The 16,107-nt window shown below is 64.4% G+C and carries 12 protein-coding genes; 11 read left to right on the top strand and 1 reads right to left on the bottom strand.

Features of this window, described 5'->3' with window-relative positions:
- Positions 1-158 precede the first annotated feature (158 nt).
- The gene (locus J1C47_RS03500; RefSeq protein WP_207349333.1) at positions 159-1,787 is read left to right on the top strand and encodes an ABC-F family ATP-binding cassette domain-containing protein; all 1,629 of its coding nucleotides are present in this window, start codon (positions 159-161) and stop codon (positions 1,785-1,787) included.
- A 16-nt stretch (positions 1,788-1,803) separates the two neighbouring features.
- Here J1C47_RS03500 and J1C47_RS03495 read toward each other — a convergent pair whose 3' ends face one another.
- Complete coding sequence (locus J1C47_RS03495; RefSeq protein WP_207349332.1) at positions 1,804-2,703, bottom strand: LysR family transcriptional regulator; 900 nt, start codon at positions 2,701-2,703, stop codon at positions 1,804-1,806.
- A 108-nt stretch (positions 2,704-2,811) separates the two neighbouring features.
- Between J1C47_RS03495 and J1C47_RS03490 the strand changes: the two genes are divergently transcribed.
- The 10 genes from J1C47_RS03490 to J1C47_RS03445 all read left to right on the top strand — a co-directional run bounded on the left by J1C47_RS03490 (position 2,812) and on the right by J1C47_RS03445 (position 16,028).
- Complete coding sequence (locus tag J1C47_RS03490) at positions 2,812-4,296, top strand: aldehyde dehydrogenase family protein (protein ID WP_207349331.1); 1,485 nt, start codon at positions 2,812-2,814, stop codon at positions 4,294-4,296.
- 175 nt (positions 4,297-4,471) lie between these two features.
- Complete coding sequence (locus J1C47_RS03485; protein WP_207349330.1) at positions 4,472-5,554, top strand: alpha/beta fold hydrolase; 1,083 nt, start codon at positions 4,472-4,474, stop codon at positions 5,552-5,554.
- A gap of 41 nt (positions 5,555-5,595) precedes the next feature.
- The gene (locus tag J1C47_RS03480; protein WP_207349329.1) at positions 5,596-6,354 is read left to right on the top strand and encodes an alpha/beta hydrolase; all 759 of its coding nucleotides are present in this window, start codon (positions 5,596-5,598) and stop codon (positions 6,352-6,354) included.
- A gap of 67 nt (positions 6,355-6,421) precedes the next feature.
- On the top strand, positions 6,422-7,123 hold the full coding sequence (locus tag J1C47_RS03475) for an SDR family oxidoreductase (protein WP_342591924.1): 702 nt from the start codon (positions 6,422-6,424) through the stop codon (positions 7,121-7,123).
- Between the two features lie 1,709 nt (positions 7,124-8,832).
- Positions 8,833-9,138, top strand: a complete 306-nt coding sequence (locus tag J1C47_RS03470) for a helix-turn-helix domain-containing protein (protein WP_207349327.1) — start codon at positions 8,833-8,835, stop codon at positions 9,136-9,138.
- 60 nt (positions 9,139-9,198) lie between these two features.
- Complete coding sequence (locus J1C47_RS03465) at positions 9,199-11,346, top strand: DEAD/DEAH box helicase family protein (RefSeq protein ID WP_207349326.1); 2,148 nt, start codon at positions 9,199-9,201, stop codon at positions 11,344-11,346.
- A 13-nt stretch (positions 11,347-11,359) separates the two neighbouring features.
- The gene (locus J1C47_RS03460) at positions 11,360-12,985 is read left to right on the top strand and encodes an HsdM family class I SAM-dependent methyltransferase (RefSeq protein WP_207349325.1); all 1,626 of its coding nucleotides are present in this window, start codon (positions 11,360-11,362) and stop codon (positions 12,983-12,985) included.
- Complete coding sequence (locus tag J1C47_RS03455) at positions 12,982-14,178, top strand: restriction endonuclease subunit S (RefSeq protein WP_207349324.1); 1,197 nt, start codon at positions 12,982-12,984, stop codon at positions 14,176-14,178. The genes J1C47_RS03460 and J1C47_RS03455 overlap by 4 nt, the downstream gene beginning before the upstream one ends.
- Positions 14,175-15,038 (top strand): hypothetical protein, encoded by an 864-nt coding sequence (locus J1C47_RS03450; protein ID WP_207349323.1) that lies wholly within the window; start codon positions 14,175-14,177, stop codon positions 15,036-15,038. Before J1C47_RS03455 ends, J1C47_RS03450 begins: the two co-directional genes overlap by 4 nt.
- 63 nt (positions 15,039-15,101) lie before the next feature.
- The gene (locus tag J1C47_RS03445) at positions 15,102-16,028 is read left to right on the top strand and encodes a restriction endonuclease (protein WP_207349322.1); all 927 of its coding nucleotides are present in this window, start codon (positions 15,102-15,104) and stop codon (positions 16,026-16,028) included.
- Positions 16,029-16,107: the final 79 nt, after the last annotated feature.

Genomic DNA, 16,107 nt, shown 5'->3' with positions numbered 1-16,107 from the left:
GCGTCAACCCGTGGATCCTGCGAAAGGCGAGCCGGTTGATTTTGCCCTGCAACGGGCTTACCTCGCTTGCCGCGACCGAACGCAGAGGATCACCGCCGCGATGGATTTCCACCTGACCGCAACGCCGATTTGCCTTGCCATCAGGGATTTCCACACCCATGCCTGCGACGATCTCACTTTCCGCCCTCTCGCTCTCCACGCCTGACGGACGCATCCTTTCCACCGACCTCGACCTGACTTTCGGCTGCGAGCGAACCGGACTCGTCGGCCGCAACGGCGTCGGCAAGACGACACTTCTTCGGGTGCTCGCCGGCGATCTGCCGGTCGCCGCCGGCAAAGTCGCCGTCGGCGGCAGCGTCGGGCTGCTCAGGCAGGCCGTCCAACATCGGCCCGGCGAGACGATCGCCGATCTGTTCGGGGTTCGGGCAGGCCTTGCGGTGCTGCGCCGGGCAGAGGCGGGAACCGCCTCGGTGGACGAACTGGCGGATGCCGACTGGACGCTGGAAGAGCGCGTTGCCACGGCGCTCGTCGCCGTCGGCGTCGAGGCGCCGCTCGATACGCCACTTGCCGAACTGTCCGGTGGCCAGGCCACGAGGGTTCGCCTTGCTGCCCTCACCTTCGCCGCCCCCGACTTCCTTCTCCTGGACGAGCCGACCAACAATCTCGACCGCGAGGGGCGCCAGGCGGTGGTGGCGCTCCTTTCCGGCTGGAAGGGTGGCGCGGTCGTCGTCAGCCACGATCGCGAACTGTTGGAGACGATGGATGCGATCGTCGAACTGACGTCGCTCGGCGTGGCACGCTACGGCGGCAACTGGAGCCACTATCGCAGGGAGAAGGCGCTCGCGCTGGAGGCCGCGAGGCATGATCTCACCGATGCCGAGAAGCAGATCGCCGAGATCGACCGAGGCGCCCAACGCAGCGTCGAGACGAAGGCGCGAAAGGACCGCCGCGGCCGCGGCGCGGCGGCAAAGGGCGGGATGCCGCGCATCATCGCGGGCCTACGAAAGGATCGGAGCGAGGATTCGGGCGGCGTCGATGCCCGGATCACCGCTCGCAGACGGGAGCGGGCCTTCGGCGCGCTGTCCGAGGCCCGCGAGCGGATCGAGATCCTGCAGCCCTTCGCGGTGACGCTCGCGCCGACCGGACTTGCCTCCCGCAAGGACGTCCTGAAGCTTAACGACGTGTCTGCCGGCTACGATGCCGCCAAGCCGATCCTGCAGAACGTTTCGCTATCGATCGTCGGGCCCGAGCGCGTGGCTTTGACAGGGTCGAATGGGGTCGGCAAGACGACGCTTCTGAAGCTTCTCGTTGGAGATCTGCAGCCGCTTTCCGGTCGCCTCCGGGTTACGCCGGACGTCGCGATGCTCGACCAGACCGTCGGTCTCCTGAACCCGGCGACGTCGATCCTGGAGAACTTCCGGCGCATCAATCCGGGAGCCGATGCGAATGCCTGCCGTGCATCCCTCGCCCGCTTCACCTTCCGGGCGGGGGCGGCCGAGCAAATCGTCGGGACACTGAGCGGCGGCGAGATGTTGCGGGCGGGGCTTGCCTGCGTGCTCGGAGGGCCGCGCCCGCCTTCCTTCCTCGTCCTCGACGAGCCGACCAACCATCTCGACGTCGCTTCCCTCGAGACGATCGAGGCCGGACTTCGCGCCTATGACGGGGCATTGCTGATCGTCAGCCACGACGAGGCGGTCCTCGACGCCATCGGCATAACGCGGCGATGGCGACTGCGACGATCCGAAAGACCCGGCGTGCATGCCTGGATCGAAGCAGACGGCGAATGATCGTGCGCTCGGCTGATCACCTGCGCCGGCGATGCTGCCCGATCAGCTCGACCAGAGCCCGCAGTCCCGCCGGCACGTGCCTGCGGCCCGGATAATACAGGCGGAGATCATAGGCCGGCGGCATCCAGTCGCCGAGGACCGGCACCAGCCGACCCGTCTTCAGATCGTCGGCGCAGTTCTTGTCCGGCAGGTAGGCAAGGCCGAAGCCGGCGCGCGAGGCTTCCAGCATGACGTTCGGCTCGTCCAGCGTCAGCCTGCCGGGGACGTCGATCGTCTCGAGCTTCCCGTCCCGCCAGAACTCCCAGGGCGAGAGCGCCCCGCTTGGCATGCGCGCCCGAATACATTCGTGCCGCGCAAGATCGCCCGGGGACGCCGGCACGTCGCGTGCGGCGAAATATTCGGGTGTCCCGACCACGACAAATCGCACGTCGTCTCCGAGCGGGACGGAGACCATGTCGCGTGGCACGACCGCCGCCGGCCGAATGCCCGCGTCCCATCCTTCGGCGACGATGTCGACGAGGCGCCCGTCGGTGGCGATGACGACCTCCATGTCGGGGTGGCGACGCAAGTAGTCGACGATCACCGGCGAGAGGATCCGGCGCGCAGCACCCGACGAGGCGTTGATCCGCAGCGTCCCCTTCGGGCTGCCGCGCCGCTGGTTCACGACGTCCATGGCAAGGTTGATGTCGGCGACCGCCGGAGCCACCTGCTCGACGAAGGTCTCGCCGGCTTCGGTGAGGCCGACGCTGCGGGTCGTCCGGTTGAACAGCCTGATCCCGAGCCGCTCTTCCAGAGCGATCACCGCGTTGCTGAGCGCGGATGTCGACATGTCGAGCTCTCGGGCGGCGGCGCGAAAGCTCCGATGCCGTGCGACGGCGAGGACGGCTTCCAGTTCGACAAGCCCCGATTTGTGCATCGTCCGGATTTCCAGGATACGTCATCGCGCAACGTCCTGATTATCGCATATCCCCTTCGCCATTACATCGGCCGCATCCCAAGCTAATCGCTTGAAGAGGAGCGTCCGATGCGTTCGATCGACACCGCCTACATCGATGGGGCCTTCGTCACGGTTTCAGGCGATGAGGTCATCGACATCATCAATCCGGCCAACGAGAAACTGATCGGCCAACAGCGCCTCGCCGGCCGGCAGGACGCAAGACGCGCGATCGCCGCGGCAAGCCACGCACAGACGGCACTCTCGCAAAGCACGAAGGCCGAGCGGCTCGACATGCTGAGGAGCCTCCAAGCTGCCATCCTTCGCCGCGCCGACGAGATCCGCGACGTCACGATCGCGGAATACGGCGCTCCGATCAGCCGGGCCCGCTGGATCAGCCAGTACGCCTCAGACTGCTTCGGCTATGCCGCAGACGCCCTGCAGGGATACCAGTTCAGCCGCAGGATCGGCGATGCGACCGTCCGCATGGAACCGGTCGGCGTTGCCGCCCTCATCCCCCCCTGGAACGCCGCCGCCGGCACGATCTGCAGCAAGCTAGCCTCGGCGCTCGCTGCGGGATGCGCCTCGGTGATCAAGCCGAGCGAACTCAGCGGGCTGCAGTCGCAGGTGGTCACGGAGACGCTGCATTCCGCCGGGCTTCCGGCCGGCATCTTCAACGTCGTCGTCGGGCGCGGCAGCGACGTCGGCGACGAGCTCGGCACCCATCCCGACGTCGCGCGCATCTCCTTCACCGGGTCGACCGCGACGGGCAAGGCCATCGCGCGGGCTGCGAGCGAGACCATGAAGCGCGTCAGCCTTTCGCTTTCGGGCAAGTCGGCGGCGATAGTCCTCGACGACGCCGACTTCGAGGCAGCCCTTCCGATGGCGCTGAACAGCGGCTTCCAGAACAACGGCCAGGCCTGCATCGCGGGAACCCGCATTCTCGTCCCCCGTGACCGGCTGGAGGAGGTCGAGGCGATCGTCCGTGCGGCGATGGGCGCATGGAAAGTCGGCGATCCGGCCGATCCCGGAACGACGATCGGCCCGCTGGCGAACGCTGCCCAGTTCGACCGCGTCCAGCGATACATCGCCCGGGGCATCGAGCAAGGCGCGACCCTGATCGTCGGCGGGCCCGGACGGCCGGAGGGTCTCGCCCAAGGCTATTTCGTCCGACCAACCGTGTTCGCCGACGTCGACAACGACATGGACATCGCTCGCGACGAGATCTTCGGACCTGTTCTCTCGATAATCGCCTACGTCGATGATGACGACGCGGTCGCGAAGGCCGACGACTCCCCTTACGGCCTGCAGGCTTACGTCTATTCGCGCAACGTCGAGCGGGCGAGCCGCATCAGCGAACGGCTGATGGCCGGATCGGTCCTGATCAACCGGGTGACGCCCGACCTGCGGGCGCCGTTTGGGGGCGTCAAGCAGTCCGGCATCGGCCGCGAGTTCGGCATCTTCGGCCTCGAATCCTTCCTCGAACCCAAAGCGATCGTTCGCGAACACGCCGACGTCGAGGCAGCGTCAGCCCCGCAGTGGCGTGGCCCGGAGAGCATCACGGACTTCTACTGAGACGATCCGACCGCCCGCGATGAGCCGGCCGGTCGAGCGACGCGACCCGATATCGCGGCGGCAGCAACACCTGGATGCGATCGCGTCATTCGAAGTGAGAGCCTCCCGCAGTGGGAGCCGGACACCCGCAACCGACCTCGCCCGCCAAAGACCGGGCGTTACAGGAGAAACGAACATGGCAGAGCGACATTTTGCCGGTCCTGGCAAGGCCGAACACGTCGATCGCAACAGACGCGGACTGATCGGCATCGCTGCGGCGGCGATGGCCGCGGCACAACTCGGGAGCATCGGCGAGGCCCATGCGCGCAGCACCGCCACGAAGGCCGCCAGCCGTAACCAAACACGGCCCAGTTCGGGTGCATCCTTCGCGGCGATCCACCAGATCGACGCCGGCGTTCTGAATGTCGGCTATGCCGAGGCAGGCCCCGCCGACGGTCCGGCGGTGCTGCTCCTGCATGGCTGGCCCTACGACATCCACAGCTATGGCGACGTCGCGCCGATGCTCGCCGCCGCCGGCTACCGGGTCGTCATTCCCTATCTTCGGGGCCATGGCTCGACCCGCTTCCTGTCCGATGCGACGATGCGCAACGGCCAGCAGTCGGTCGTCGCGGCGGACGGCATCGCGCTCATGGATGCGCTCGGCATCAAGACGGCCATCGTCGCCGGCTACGATTGGGGAGCGCGCACGGCCGACATCATGGCGGCGCTCTGGCCGGAGCGCTGCAAGGCCCTTGTCTCGGTCAGCGGCTATCTGATCGGCAGCCAGGCAGCGGGCGCTGCGCCCCTGCCACCGAAGGCCGAGCTGCAGTGGTGGTACCAATACTACTTCGCCACCGAACGCGGCCGCACCGGATACGACAAGTACCGGCACGACTTCGCGAGGCTCATCTGGCAGATCGCGTCCCCCGACTGGCAGTTCGACGACGCCACCTTCGAGCGAAGCGCGACGGCGCTCGACAATCCCGACCATGTCGCCATCGTGATCCACAACTATCGCTGGCGCCTGGGTCTCGCCGAGGGCGATCCCAGGTTCGACGCGCTGGAACAACGGCTCGCCACGTTCCCCGCGATTACCGTGCCGACCATCACGCTCGAAGGCGATGCCAACGGCGCCCCTCATCCGGCTCCCGCATCCTATGCAGAACGGTTCTCCGGCAAGTACGTCCACCGCACCATCGAGGGCGGCATCGGCCACAATCTGCCGCAGGAAGCGCCACGCGCCTTCGCGAAGGCCGTCATCGACGCCGACAGGCTGTGAAGCCTGTTCCGCCTCACGTCTCAGACGAAAGGAACGACACAATGAACAAGCTCATCGCCGGGCTAGTGGTCGCCTCGGGCGTGCTGGGCGCCGCCGTCAACTCTGCCGCGGCCCAGAACCCCACGATCGTCCTCGTGCACGGGGCTTTCGCCGACGGATCGAGCTGGCAGAAGGTGATCCCTCTCCTGCGCGCGCAGGGCCTTGGCGTGGTGGCCGTCCAGAACCCGCTCTCTTCGCTGGCGGACGACGTCGACGCAACGAGGCGGGCCATCGATGCAGTTCACGGACCGGTCGTTCTCGTCGGCCATAGCTGGGGCGGGGTTGTTGTCACCGAGGCCGGCAACGATCCGAAGGTGACCTCCCTCGTCTATGTCGCGGCTTTCGCGCCGGACGACGGCCAGTCGATCGCCTCGATGACCGCCGGCGCACCGCCGCCAGCCTATGCGCCCTACCTGCGCAAGGACAGTGGTGGCTACCTCACCCTCACCGAAGAGGGCGTGAAGAAGGATTTCGCCCAGGATCTTCCGCCGGCCGAGGCGGAACTCGTCGCCATCACCCAAGGGCCATGGGCGGCCGAATGCATCGACGCAAAGGTGTCGCACGCGGCATGGCACGACAAGCCGGTCATCGATGTCGTCACCGAGAACGACCGGATGATCCCGCCGTCTCTCCAGGAAGAGATGGCGACGGCGATGAAGGCCAAGGTCGTGAAGGTCGCGTCAAGCCACGTGGCGATGCTCAGTCATCCGAAGGCCGTCGCCGACGCGATCATCGCCGCAGCCAAAGACGCAGGTCGATGAGCGCCCCCCCCCGCCAGCCTGGAGAACGTCCATGAGTGCGAATGAGCCCAATTTCGCCAGCGTCGCGTTGATCTTCGGCGGTTCCCGCGGGATCGGCGCGGCCATCGCCATCCGCATGGCGGAGGCCGGATACCGCGTGGCTCTGACCTATGTCTCACGTCCTGACAAGGCGCGGGAGGTCGCCGCGACGATTGCTTCCAAGGGCGGCGAGGCAGTGGCCATCGAGGCCGACAGTTCCGATCCCAGCGCGATCCGTGCCGCCGTCGCAGGCACTATTGAACGGTTCGGCCGCCTCGACGTCGCCGTCGTCAACGCCGGTGTCCTCCGCCTCGGCACGATCGACGAACTGTCGCTCGAAGACCTCGATCTGACGCTCGCCGTCAATGTCCGCGGCGTCTTCCTGGCGATCCAGGCCGCTGCTGCCGGGATGCTGGAAGGTGGACGCGTCATCACCATCGGCAGCAATGCCGCCGACCACGTCGTCAAGGGAAGCAGCATCTACGCGATGAGCAAGGCGGCCGTCGCGACCATGGTCAAGGCCATCGCCCTCGACCTCGCATCCCGAGGCATCACCGTGAACAACATTCAGCCCGGCCCGACGGAGACCGACATGACGGCTTCGATGGTCTCCGAACTGGCCGCGATGGTCCCCATCGGACGCGTCGGTCAAGGCGAGGAGATCGCCGAACTCGTGCTCTATCTGGCAGGTCCCCTGTCCGGCTACATGACGGGCTCTAGCCTGACGATCGACGGGGGTTTCGCTCTTTGAGCTGAAGCGGCCGCTCCAAGGCTCACTTCCGCAAGACAGCAATTGACCGAGGGAATTCGGCCGACGGCGCGCAATTCCTGGCCGTAGCCATTTTCCTAGCGGTGCCGTATCGGCGGCTCGCCAACCTTCATCTGTCGGCACCGAGCGGAGAGACAGCATGAGCGACGAGCGACGCCCGCCCCTCGATGACATCCGCCGCGAGTTCGACGACATCGTGCCGGGCGCCTCCCCTTCGAGTTTGGAAGCGTATGGAGGGCAGATCCGGAGCCGACATCGAGCGTGCCGTCCGCGACGCCCGCCGCCGGGCTCGAAGCGAGCGCAGGGCGATGGCGGAGGCCGACCTCGCGGCCGACCTGCCTCCGGCCGAACGGATTTCGGACGCGGTTTTCCGGCGGGACTGCGTGCACGAGGCGTGGCACTGGATCGTCGGCCACACCCTCGAGCCGGAGTCCGGCATCGCTCCCGCACTGGCGCGCGTCGCGCGGCACATTGCCGAGGGGCGAGGCTGCTTCACGGACTTCGACCGGATCCCTGGGGCGGACCGCACGCGAGCGTCCCACCTCGCCGCGATCGCCGTCTTCCTCGCGGGGGCCGCCGCGGAGCTCGAGATCGCGGAGAGCGCGGGGACGGCGGGGACGGCGGGGACGGCGCGGGCGGAAGGGAAGGAAGCGACCTCCAGATGGCAACGGCCATCGCAGTGGGGCTCGAGTGCTCGCACGGGCTCGGGAGCGGCCACCTCTACAGGGCGCACGCTGATGACAGCGCCGTCCGGGCGCTCCTACTCCGAGATCCGGCTCTTGCCGCAGCGGTGCAAGAGACCCTTGCCTGGTGCTCGGAGCGGGCGCGGGCCATCGTGCGCGTGCGTCGCGCAGATGTGAACGAGGCGGCACGGATCCTTGGCCTGTCGGGTCGCCTCGAGCATGCGAACTTTCCGCTCCACTGCGGTCCATGATTCAGGCGACCCCGCGCACCAAGATCTCGGAGAAGATCACTCCAGCGTCCGCCTGTCTGCTCCGTGGATACACCTCCCGCACGGACCGAAATGGACCTCGTCGAGACAACCAATTGAGCAACTTGTTCGACCGCTTGCTAGAAGCCTCTTTCCTGATCCACGGGCCGGTACCGTCCCAAGCGATACAGGCCGTCGCCTGTTAGGGTCCAATCCTGATCGAATGCTTCGACCACCACGGGCGAGGTTATGAGCGGGCCATGAGTCGGTGCGAGGCGGGGACAATCTCTGACGTCCCCAACAAGACACACAACCAGCGCAGGGCGCAGATGCCAATTCTCCAGGAGTGGTGCCCGGGCCAACTTCGCACGATGCGATGCTCTTCCCACAGCAATGGCCTTCAGCCCTTTCGTCAACGTCCGTAGCCGGTGAAGCTCCTCGTTAACTCTGGGATCACCTCCGAATGCCCGATATGAAAGGAAAGGTATCACGTTGAATGACATCGACTGCTGCCTCCTCCGCCAAGTGAGCCATGGAGCGACCATCACGACCACCTCGGGACGCGTGGGAGCGAATCCTGTTTTTGATTCGAGACCTGCCGCTGACGGATCGGCCCGCAGCAACCAATCCGTCAGTAGGCCAGCAAAAATCGACAGTCAATGTCGATTAATCGGTATCTTATGCCGATTTTTCAAGGCCTTCTGGATTCAAGTGAAGGACTCGGTATTGCGAATGCGCACCATCAACAATCGCGTTGCACATGGCCGCACATCCGCACCTGCTGAAAGTCGCCCGAATTTTGTTAGGTTGGGACCAGCCGACGCTCGCCGCGAGAGCGCAGGTGGGATTGGGGCTCATTCCCCGTCTGGAGAACGGCAGGAGCGTGAAGGCGACCTCATGGTTGAAGGTGCAGCGTGCTCTCGAAGATGGTGGCGTCGTTTTCATTGAAGGCCAACAGGATGGCCTCGGGCCGGGCGTTCGGTTGAAGCAGGACCTGCCCACGCCGTTTCTGCCAGCAGATTCCTTCGACAAAGTGGTTCCATCTGACGACGAAAGCGGCGAATAGTACTGCGTGCTCCCGAAAGGGTTGCATGCGGAGGTAGTCGGAGTACGGGGGCAGAGAATTTTGGCCAATGAAGCGTTCGCACGGGTCAAGATCGATCAGCTTCTGAAGGATGCCGGCTGGAAGCTCACCGACGGCCTCAGCGTTCGCTACGAGTACCCGCTTAATGATGGCGGCAAAGCCGACTACGTCCTGTTTGATCGCCTGGGCCGCGCGCTGGCCGTGCTGGAAGCGAAGAGCACTACAGTCAATCTGAGTGCCGGAGAGGCACAGGGCTTACGCTATGCCGACCAGATCGATGTACCCTTCGTCTTTCTCTCCAACGGCGAAGAGATCTGGTTCCGCGACAAGGGGCAAGACGCGCACTTTCGCCGCGTGGAGACCATTTTCAGCCAGGACGACCTTGCCCGGCGCAAGGCGGTCGCGGACATCCGCCGCAATCCGCTCGACGTCCCCATCGATGTAAGGATTGCCGGTGGCGGGGCGCGTCACCATCAGAGGGCTTGTATCGACAAGCTCTCGCAGGAAATTGTCGCCGGTCGCCGAAAGATGCTCGTGGAGATGGCTACAGGTACGGGTAAGACCCGCACCGCCGCGGCACTGCTCAAGCGCCTGTTTGAAGCCAACTGGGTGACCCGAGCCCTATTCGTCGTGGATCGAAACACGTTGGGGATCCAGGCGGAAGACGCCTTTGCCGAACACCTGCCGCATCTTCCGTGTTACCGCGTTCCGCGGACGGGACGACGCTTCCAGGACGAGAAGCGCATTACGATCGTGACGCTCCAGACCTTGGTGAACGAATACGAGAAGTACTCGTCCGGCTATTTCGACCTTATCATCATCGACGAGTGCCATCGCAGCATCTACGGACAATGGCGGCGGGCCCTTGACCATTTCGATGGCGTCAAGATCGGCCTCACCGCCACGCCCTGCGTAATGCGCGATGCTCCTGACGTGGATGAGGAGGATCGCGTCGCGATCCGGGACACTCTCCGCTTCTTCGAGGTTGCCCGTCCGACCTACAGCTACACGATGGCCGAAGCGATCGCGGACGGCCACCTCGTTCCCTACGAGATCTATCGCGCGATGACGGTGCGCACGGCCGCCACCGAAGGGTTCACGGTGGCCCGCAACGAAATCGACTGGGAGGCACTGGACGAGGAGTCCCGTCTTCAACTGGAAGCCCTCTTCGCCGACCAGGATCCTTTGACTGTCGACCCGACGGCATTGGAGCGGAGGTTCACGATACCCGAGCGCAACCGGGCCATGGTGCGCGAGTTTCGCGACGTCCTAGAGCGCGGCTACACGGGCCCCAAGGGTGTTCGGCGGGCGCCGGAGTGGGGCAAGACGATCGTCTTCGCCGTCACGAAGCGGCACGCCGAGACGCTCGCGCGGATGTTCGACGACGTGTTCGCGGACAAGAAGCCATCACCGACCACGCGCTACGCAGATTTCGTCGTGTCCGGAATGGGTCCGGACGACACTGTCGATGGCCAAGCCAAGATTAAGCGCTTCAAGAAGGAGGCGTTCCCGCAGATTCTCGTCAGCGTGAACATGCTGGATACGGGATTCGACTGCCCCGAAGTGCGCAACCTCGTGATGGCCCGCTTCACCCACAGCTCGATCCTTTACCAGCAGATGCGCGGCCGCGGCACGCGTCAGGCGCCTGGGAAGAGCCGCTTCAACATGTGGGACTTCACCGGAGTCACTTTGCGCCATGGCGATGACGAGTCGCCCGGCGAAGGGGGCGTGGTCGTCGTGCGTCCCCTCGACCGCCCGGAGGGCCGTGCGCGCCGAATGCTCACGCTCGACGTCCACGACGAGATCGATCCGACGACGCGCGAATGGGTGACCGTGGACGAGAATGGCAACGCCTTCATGGACATCGACGAAGCGCGTGTCGAATCCCTTGGAGCCGCATTCGAGACGTGGCTCAACGGACGTGAATTCCACATCGACCAAATCCGTCTGCTCCACCTCATCAAGGAGCAGATCAAGGCTAACGCGGCTGACCTCACGCTTTTCGAAAGCTGGCGTTTCGACACGCCTCCGCTTTCCATGAACGGCGGTTTCCAACGCGCCCGTGCTGTCTTCGGCGGCGAGGCCGAGCTCGAGCGGATACTCGCCAGCCTGAACCAAGCCGTGTTCGGCATTCCTTCGTCCGGAACCGCGCCCGACGAGGACGCGCCCCAGCCGGACATCCCCAAGTAAACCGAGTTCTCGAATGTCCTTCACTTCCGACATGCGTCGCAAGGTCGACCAGATCCGCGACTACCTCTACGGGGGCGGTTATCCAGATCCGCTGTCCAACGCGGAACAGCTCAGCTTCCTCTTCTTCTTCTACCTGATCGAAGGGATCGACGCCGCCAACCAGCGACAAGCCAAAGCGACGAAACGGCAATACACGTCCCTCTTTGCTGGCGACTGGACCGTCAGAAATCCGCTGAACGCGCCGGAGAAGGACGTCGACGTCATCCCAAAGGATCGGCTGCGATGGTCCTCTTGGGCGAACGCCATGTCGGGCGACGATCTCGTCCGATTCGTGCGCGAAGAGGTGTTCCCCTTCTTCGCCAGCATCGGCTCCGAGTTCGGTATGAGCTTCATGGCGCAGGCTCGGCTGGTGATCGATGACCCGACCGTCCTCGCCCAGGTCGTGAACCTGGTGAACGAGTTGCGGCTGGAGGAGACCGATCCCGACAGCAAGGGCGACCTCTTCGAGCATGTCCTTCGGCAGATCAAGCAGGCTGGCGAGTTGGGACAGTTTCGCACGCCTCGTCACATCATCCGCGCCATCGTGGAGCTGGTCGATCCGAAGATCGAGGAAACGGTCTACGACCCGGCCGCGGGAACCGCAGGCTTCCTCGTCGCCGCCTACGAACACATCCGTCTGGCCAACTCGTCCGATCACGGCCGGACCACTGCGGACCTGGAGGGCAAAACGTTCGAGCGTGGTCTGGGCGACCAACTCAACCATGCGCAATGGCGAAGGCTCCAGACGGAGACCTTCTACGGCAACGACGTCGATCCCAAGATGGTCAGCCTTGCCAGCATGAACCTCGCCCTTCGCAATCTGCCGGACGTCCGGATCCTCAAACGGAATGTGCTGACTACCAGCTTCGACAGACAGGCCAAGGCTGAGAGAGGGCTGCCGCTCGACGGCTACGACGTCATTCTGGCGAATCCTCCCTTCTCCGGGCGGATCGACCGGGACCGCATCGTTGACGACGTGAAGGTCGGCACCAGTACGGCGACCGAACTCCTTTTCGTCAAATACATGCTGGACAACCTGGCTGAGGGCGGTCGCTGCGGCGTCATCGTGCCGGAGGGGGTGCTGTTCGGCTCCACCGGCGCGCATAAGGAATTGCGCCGCATGCTGATGCAGAACAACCGGGTCGAGGCGGTGCTGTCGCTCCCGGGCGGCGTCTTCCAGCCCTATTCCGGGGTAAAGACCTCTGTCTTGGTGTTCCGCCAAGGCGGCCGCACGGGCCGCGTGATGTTTCTCCATGCCAACAATGACGGCTTCAAGTTGGACGCCAACCACGACCAGCCGACCGAGGCCGACGATCTCCCGGGTCTGATCGCTGCGTTCAACTGCCGCGACGACCTGTGGGCCGACTGGCGGGAGCGAGATCCGGCAGCGCCGTGGACCGAAAACTGGTGGTTCGCCGAAAGCACAGCCATCGAAAAGGAAGACTGGAACCTCTCGGCCTCGCGCTACCGGCCGGAGACGCGGGAAGCTGTCGAGCACCGGCATCCCCAAGAGCTCTTGGAAGAGTTGAGGGATGACGTGGCGTCGATCCTCGGCGACATCGAGGCCTTGGCGGCGGAGATGAGGGAGCCGGTGGCGTGACCGTCGTTCCTCAGCCCCTCGCCGATATTTCGACGGAGATCGTAAGCGGCATCGCTTGTGGAAAATCAAGAGTGGTCGCCGACGGTGTCCCGCATCTCAGACCGTTCAGCGTGACGGGGGATGGAGCCCTGTCCACGTCCGATGCTCCTCTCATCCCGGCATCCGCCATCCCGAAAGGGCGGTTGGGCTTCCGGCCAGGCGACATTCTATTCAACAACACCAACTCCGTCGAGTTGGTAGGTAAGTCTGCGATAGTATCTGATTCTCTTCACGCGTCGTTTTCAAACCACATGACCCGCCTGCGAATCGATGAGAGCAAGGCAAATCCCGGATACGTTCAGGCGTTTCTTTGGCATCTCTATCGCAAGCGCTACTTCGAGGCGCGCGCTACACGTTGGGTTGGCCAAGCAGCTTTCGGCACGACGCAGATCAAGGCGATCGAGATATCGCTTCCCCCACTCGATGAACAGCGGCGGATCGTCAGTCTGTTAAATCGGGCGGCAAGTATCCGGCGCCGCGCCGACGCCGCCCGCGCCAAGGCCTGCGCCATCGTCCCCACCCTCTTCCTTGACATGTTCGGGGATCCGGCGACCAATCCGAAGGGGTGGTCGATAGGGAAGTTGGGCGACACCAGCGACGTTCAAGGCGGACTTCAGGTAACCTCGAAACGATCCAGCCTCCCGATTGAGATGCCGTATCTTCGCGTTGCGAATGTGTTGCGAGGAGTCTTGGACCTTTCCGAGATCAAGTCGATCCGCTTAACCGACGCAGAGTGGCGCAGAACCGAACTTGTTGCTGGTGACATCCTCATCGTCGAGGGGCATGGGAATGCGAATGAGGTGGGTCGAGCGGCGACGTGGGACGGCAGCATCGATCAGTGCACCCACCAAAATCACCTAATTCGCGCCCGCCCGAACAGAGAGTGCTTGCTCCCCGAGTACCTGACAAGCTTCCTCAACAGCTTTTCCGGCCGCAGGGTTCTGATAGGCGACGGGAAAACGACGTCGGGGCTGAACACGATCAGCACCCGGAACGTTAAGGCCGTGCCCGTCCCACTGCCACCTCTTGCTCTTCAGACTGCCTTCGCCAAACAGGCACAACGCATCGAAGCGACTGCCCGCTCCCTCGACGCTGCGGCGACCAAGGCCGAAGCAATGGCCGCGGCGCTCTCAGCGGAAGTCTTCGGCTCATGACGGATCGTCTTCAAGCCGCATGGCGATACGCAGGAGCCGAGATCTGGCGCCCTTTGTTCAAGCGCTTCGCAACCAGCCATCCGGATCTTCCGATCGAGGTGGTTCGAACGGCGTTGGATCGCCCTCATGGAAGTCCGGCCATCTTCGTTGCTAGGGGGAGGAAGAAGCCGCTGGACCGGCTGAGGGAGGATGTGGCGACGTTGATCGACCAGCCCACCGATTCTCGAGCTGCCCTGCGGCGGATCAAGTCGGATTTCTTTCTCAACGGTCGTTCCGTTGCGATCCTCCTTTCGGACGTCGCCACAGCTCTTGCTCAATATGAGAGCGCGGAAATCGATGACGCCTACCGTGAGCGCGTCGTGGACTTCCTGCGACGTCACGAACTCCCATATCGGCTGGACACCCACCCATTCCGCCTTGTTCCACTGCTTCACGGTGAAATCGACTCCCTCTATGCGGGACTGCGCGTGCGCGCCGACAGGGACGTTCACCTCCGAGAGGCCTTGGCCGCGTTCGAGACCGCCTGGGCTCGCCAGTCCGCCGAGTGGAACCAACACACCGCCAAGGACGCCATTAGGATGGCCTCGCTTCTGGCCGAGAACATGCTTGTTTCCGCGTCGGCAGGACGCGAAAACGAGTTCAGCCGCGCGCTGAACAGAATGCGCCGTGAGGACCGCTTCCCCAGCAACGACTTCGCCAACATCTTCGATCGCGCGTATACGTTCGCGAACACCTATCCAAACATCCGGCACCCGGGCAACGCCGACTGCGTGAAACGCCTTCTTCGGAAAGAGGATACACTCATCGCCGCCCTCCTTTTTGTCGGCCTGTCGGCGTGCGCCCATGATCTCTGCGAGTAGGTGCGGCGGCAGGCAAAGACGCTGGTCTATGAACCGGGCGTCCTGTGAAGCAGGGGTGTTCCAATGACGGATCCCGCCACCTTCATTCCCGATTACCAGAGTCTGATGCTCCCCGTTCTTCGTAAAGTCGAAAATGGCGAAGCCAGAATCGGGAGCGTTGTCCACCAACTGGCCGACGCGCTGGGCCTATCCGAAGACGCCCGCGCCGTCCTTCTGCCGTCCGGCCGCCAGACCCTCTTCGCCAACCGGGTCCATTGGGCCAAGACCTATCTGACCAAGGCCGGGCTGGTTGAGGCCACAAGGCGCGGCCACTTCCGGATCACCGAACGGGGGCGCGAGATACTGGCCACCCGGCCGGAGCGGATCGACAACCGCCTGCTCAGCCGGTTCGAGGAATTCCGCCAGTTCACTCATCCGACAGGTTCGTCGGTCGAGGAAGAATTTGCACCCGCTACTGAAACTACCGCCGACCAGACCCCGGACGAAACCATCCGCGGGGCCCACCGTCGGATCGAGGCGGCTTTGGCTCAGGACCTGCTGGATCGTGTCTGCATCGCACCACCCGAGTTCTTCGAACGGCTGATCGTCAACCTGCTGCTCGCCATGGGCTACGGCGGCTCGGCCGCAGAGGCGGGCCGCACCCTCGGACGCAGCGGCGACGACGGCGTCGACGGCGTCATCGACCAGGACGCACTCGGCCTCGATCAGGTCTACATCCAGGCGAAGCGGTACGGAGCCGCCAACGCGGTCGGGCCTGGTGCGATCCGCGACTTCTTTGGCAGCCTCGACCGCCACAAGGCAGCGAAAGGCCTGTTCGTCACGACGTCGACGTTCACGTCGAGCGCCCGGGAGACAGCCGGGTATCTGAGTAAGCGGATCGTGCTGATCGACGGCACCAACCTGGCGCGACTGATGATTCGTTACAACATCGGTTGTCGTGTGGAGGAGACCCTGCACCTGAAGAAGCTGGACGAGGACTTCTTCGAGTAGGGAATTGGTGACAACCTAACGCTGTGTGTCAGGCCATTGATCGGGCGACCCGGCGCGCCGAGGGACTGCGCCAGGGATT

It is taken from the genome of Jiella sonneratiae (assembly GCF_017353515.1).
GTDB lineage: Bacteria > Pseudomonadota > Alphaproteobacteria > Rhizobiales > Rhizobiaceae > Jiella > Jiella sonneratiae.
Note: the sequence above shows the minus strand (reverse complement) of the source record. Positions and strands in the feature narration are given on the sequence as shown.

What these genes read in the sequence shown, in the direction of transcription:
- J1C47_RS03500 (WP_207349333.1), top strand. Translation starts at nt 159, where the DNA reads ATGCCTGCGACGATCTCACTTTCCGCCCTCTCGCTCTCCACGCCTGAC.
- J1C47_RS03495 (WP_207349332.1), bottom strand. Translation starts at nt 2,703, where the DNA reads ATGCACAAATCGGGGCTTGTCGAACTGGAAGCCGTCCTCGCCGTCGCA.
- J1C47_RS03490 (WP_207349331.1), top strand. Translation starts at nt 2,812, where the DNA reads ATGCGTTCGATCGACACCGCCTACATCGATGGGGCCTTCGTCACGGTT.
- J1C47_RS03485 (WP_207349330.1), top strand. Translation starts at nt 4,472, where the DNA reads ATGGCAGAGCGACATTTTGCCGGTCCTGGCAAGGCCGAACACGTCGAT.
- J1C47_RS03480 (WP_207349329.1), top strand. Translation starts at nt 5,596, where the DNA reads ATGAACAAGCTCATCGCCGGGCTAGTGGTCGCCTCGGGCGTGCTGGGC.
- J1C47_RS03470 (WP_207349327.1), top strand. Translation starts at nt 8,833, where the DNA reads ATGGCCGCACATCCGCACCTGCTGAAAGTCGCCCGAATTTTGTTAGGT.
- J1C47_RS03460 (WP_207349325.1), top strand. Translation starts at nt 11,360, where the DNA reads ATGTCCTTCACTTCCGACATGCGTCGCAAGGTCGACCAGATCCGCGAC.
- J1C47_RS03450 (WP_207349323.1), top strand. Translation starts at nt 14,175, where the DNA reads ATGACGGATCGTCTTCAAGCCGCATGGCGATACGCAGGAGCCGAGATC.
- J1C47_RS03445 (WP_207349322.1), top strand. Translation starts at nt 15,102, where the DNA reads ATGACGGATCCCGCCACCTTCATTCCCGATTACCAGAGTCTGATGCTC.